This is a genomic window from Arthrobacter sp. Hiyo1 (assembly GCF_001263615.2).
Classification (GTDB): Bacteria; Actinomycetota; Actinomycetes; order Actinomycetales; family Micrococcaceae; genus Arthrobacter.
In genome coordinates this window covers 385,755-389,123 of the sequence record NZ_DF952469.1, presented here as the reverse complement: position 1 = coordinate 389,123, position 3,369 = coordinate 385,755, and the positions used below count along the sequence as shown (strand labels likewise).

The 3,369-nt window shown below is 64.8% G+C and carries 4 protein-coding genes; 1 reads left to right on the top strand and 3 read right to left on the bottom strand.

Translation table 11 applies throughout. The annotated features are described in order from the left end of the window. The 3 genes from AHiyo1_RS06205 to AHiyo1_RS06195 form a co-directional block, all read right to left on the bottom strand. Window positions 1–658, bottom strand: a 658-nt coding sequence (locus tag AHiyo1_RS06205; RefSeq protein ID WP_253257184.1) for a lyase family protein, incomplete at its 3' end; no start/stop codon positions are given. 97 nt (window positions 659–755) lie between these two features. Next, window positions 756–1,370 carry a carbonic anhydrase gene (locus AHiyo1_RS06200; protein ID WP_059387956.1) on the bottom strand — a complete coding sequence of 205 codons (615 nt, stop codon included), beginning with the start codon at window positions 1,368–1,370 and terminating at the stop codon, window positions 756–758. A gap of 9 nt (window positions 1,371–1,379) precedes the next feature. Beyond that, a complete protein-coding gene (locus tag AHiyo1_RS06195; RefSeq protein WP_059387955.1) occupies window positions 1,380–2,099 on the bottom strand; it encodes a DUF4245 domain-containing protein in 720 nt (239 codons plus the stop codon). Window positions 2,100–2,303: 204 nt separating this feature from the next. Between AHiyo1_RS06195 and glpX the strand changes: the two genes are divergently transcribed. After that, a complete protein-coding gene (gene glpX, locus AHiyo1_RS06190; RefSeq protein ID WP_171983398.1) occupies window positions 2,304–3,323 on the top strand; it encodes a class II fructose-bisphosphatase in 1,020 nt (339 codons plus the stop codon). The last annotated feature ends 46 nt before the right edge of the window (window positions 3,324–3,369 follow it).

The following is a 3,369-nucleotide window of genomic DNA, read 5'->3' as shown; positions in this document are numbered from 1 at the left end:
CGACGCCGTAACGGACCTGCGCTGCGTAGCCGCCGAACTCCTGGCCAAGGGTCACCGGGGTGGCGTCCATAAGGTGGGTACGGCCGGACTTGACGACGTCCTTGAACTCCACGGCCTTGCGGTCCAGGGAAGCAGCCAGGTACTCGAGGGCCGGGATCAGGTCGTTGATCAGGGCCGACGTCGCGGCGACATGGACCGACGTCGGGAAGACATCGTTGGAGGACTGCGAAGCGTTGACGTGGTCGTTCGGGTGGACAACTTTGTCGCTCCCGGCGGCCGCGAGGGCGCGCGTCGCCAGCTCGGCGATGACCTCGTTGGTGTTCATGTTGGAGGACGTGCCCGAACCGGTCTGGAAGACGTCGATGGGGAAATCGCCGTCGTACTTTCCGGCGGCAACCTCATCGGCAGCGTTGGCAATGGCCTCGGCGAGCTCGCCGTCGAGCACCCCAAGTTCAGCGTTCGCCAGGGCCGCGGCCTTCTTGACGCGGGCCAGGGCCTCGATGTGCGCGCGCTCAAGCGTCTTGCCGGAGATCGGGAAGTTCTCCACGGCGCGCTGCGTCTGGGCGCGGTACAGGGCGTTCACAGGAACGCGAACTTCGCCCATCGTGTCATGTTCAATACGGAACTCGGCCGTGTTGGATTCTTGAGTGGAAGTCATGGGGCTAGCTTATGGCGAGCAGCCGCTTGACCGAAAACCGGTGGAACAAAGCTACGGCCGCCGCTTGCCGCCCCTTCGGGGCGGCCCGGCATCCGGCCTAGAGCTTGCCGATCCCGGAAACAAGCGCCGCGCGGCCTTCGTCCAGTTTGTAGGAAAGCCCGACGACGGCGGCCCGGCCGTCGTCGATCGCGTCGGAAATCACACGGGAACTGTCGGCGAGGCGGCGGGCCGTCTGCTTGACGTGCTCCACCACCATCTCGTTGACGTCCGTCTGCTCGTTGCGCATTGCGGTGAGGACGGAAGGCGTGATGCGCTCCACGAGGGAACGGATGAAACCTGCCGGCATTTCACCGGTCTCGACGGCACTCTTCGTCGCGGTCACCGCGCCGCAGCTGTCGTGGCCAAGGATCACGATGAGCGGAACATGCAGTTGGGAGATGCTGTACTCCAGCGAGCCGAGCACCGCGTCGTCGATCACCTGACCGGCGGTGCGGACCACGAAGGCATCGCCCAGGCCGAGGTCGAAGATGATTTCGGCGGCCAGGCGGGAATCAGAACAACCGAAGATCACGGCAAAGGGGTGCTGGTCCTCCACCAGGGAATGCCGGCGGGAAGCGTCCTGGTTGGGGTGCATGGACTCCCCGGCGACGAAGCGTTCGTTTCCTTCGCGCAGACGGCGCCAGGCAAGTGCAGGAGTCAGATAGGTAGCCACGGCGCTACTTTACGGCTTTGTGGTGCCAGGCTGCGAAACTGTGTCGCCCGGCTTCGTGCTCGCGTCCGCCGAAGCGACCGGAGCTACGTCCATTGCCTTGACCACTGCGGTGGCCAAGGTGGAGAACTCGTCCAGGCCGGCGCCGCCGCTCAGGATGATCGTGGTGCCGCGGTAGTTCAGGACCATGCTGCGGTTGCCCTTGGCCGTGTCGTGGAGCTCCCAGTCGTGGCCGCCGGCGCTGCGCGTTCCGGTAACCGGAGCACTGCCGGTCTGCTGGAAGATCCAGGTTGGGTTGGCCTTGCGGGTCTGGACAATGCCGATGAAGGCCTGCTTGGGAGTGACGTATCCGACCTCCCACGTGGGCACGCCATCGCCGGTTCCGGATGACCAGCGGGCGTAGTTCGGACTGAATGTGTCGCCGGTATCCGGCGCCACCGGTGTGAAACCCGCCACATCTTTCGCATTGGCGGCGGTTGCCGCCACATCGACGTTGGGCTTGTAACCGTTGCTCTTTGGCGCCGGATTCATGAGCACAATCGGCAGGAACGCCAGCACGCAGAGGAGCAAGGCGATGAGCATGCCAATCACCGACGCATTGGCCCTTTTGGCTGCTTTCGCCGGGATAACGGGCTTCACCGCGGCCTGACCAGCGTCGTCGGCGCCAGCTGCGCCCGTGCCTCCGCCGTCGGAGGGGGCGGCGGCAATTGCTTTGTCTTGCGTTTCACTCACGCTTCAATAGTCTCCTATCCAAGCGGCTAATACACATCGGCCGGTCCGCGCAAGGGGCGTTCCGGGAGTTGGTCATCCCATGACCGCGCCACCCCGCCCCGACTATGATCTCTTCTAGAGGAATCATTCAGGCCGCCAAGCCCAGCCATTCCTGGTCCCACGAATCGCGTCATCGAAGAAGAGGTTCACGTGTCTCCAGCGCCAATGTCCCAGAAGTATTCCACGATTTCGCCGGCGCTCGCCGTCGGGACCGATGAGCCGGACCGCAACCTGGCCCTCGAACTTGTCCGGGTTACCGAAGCTGCCGCCATTGCGGGCGGCCACTGGGTTGGATTCGGCGACAAGAACAAGGCAGACGGCGCCGCCGTCGACGCCATGCGCTCCTTCCTCCACACCGTCCATTTCAACGGCGTCGTTGTCATTGGCGAGGGTGAAAAGGACGAAGCCCCCATGCTCTTCAACGGCGAGCACGTCGGTGACGGCACCGGACCCGAGTGCGACGTCGCCGTCGACCCCATCGACGGAACCCGCCTGACCGCGCTGGGCATCAACAACGCCCTCGCCGTGTTGGCAGTTGCCGAGCGCGGCACCATGTTCGATCCCTCCGCCGTGTTCTACATGGAGAAGCTCGTCACGGGTCCCGAAGCAGCCGACATGGTGGACCTGCGCCTCCCGGTGAAGCAGAACCTGCACTTGATCGCCAAGGCCAAGGGCGTCAAGGTCAACCAGCTCAACGTCATGATCCTGGACCGCGACCGCCACCGCCCGCTGGTGGAGGAAATCCGCGAAGCCGGTGCCCGCACCAAGTTCATCATGGACGGCGACGTCGCAGGCGCCATTGCCGCTGCACGTTCCGGCACCGGCGTCGACGCCCTGATGGGCATCGGCGGCACCCCCGAAGGCATCGTTGCCGCTTGTGCCATCAAGTCCCTCGGCGGTGTCATCCAGGGCCGCCTGTGGCCCACCAGCGACGACGAGAAGCAGAAGGCCATCGACGCCGGACACGACCTCGAGCGCGTCCTCTCCACGAACGACCTCGTCACGAGCGACAACTGCTACTTCGCCGCTACCGGCATCACCGACGGCGACCTCCTCAAGGGCGTGCGCTACTCCAAGGACAAGGTCCTGACCCAGTCCATCGTGATGCGCTCCAAGTCCGGCACCATCCGCTTCGTCGACGGCGAGCACCAGGCCAGCAAGTGGGAGGGCTACGCCCGCAAGTAGGACCCACCCCCCCAGCGCGAACTGGCAGCAAATGCCTCTGAATCGA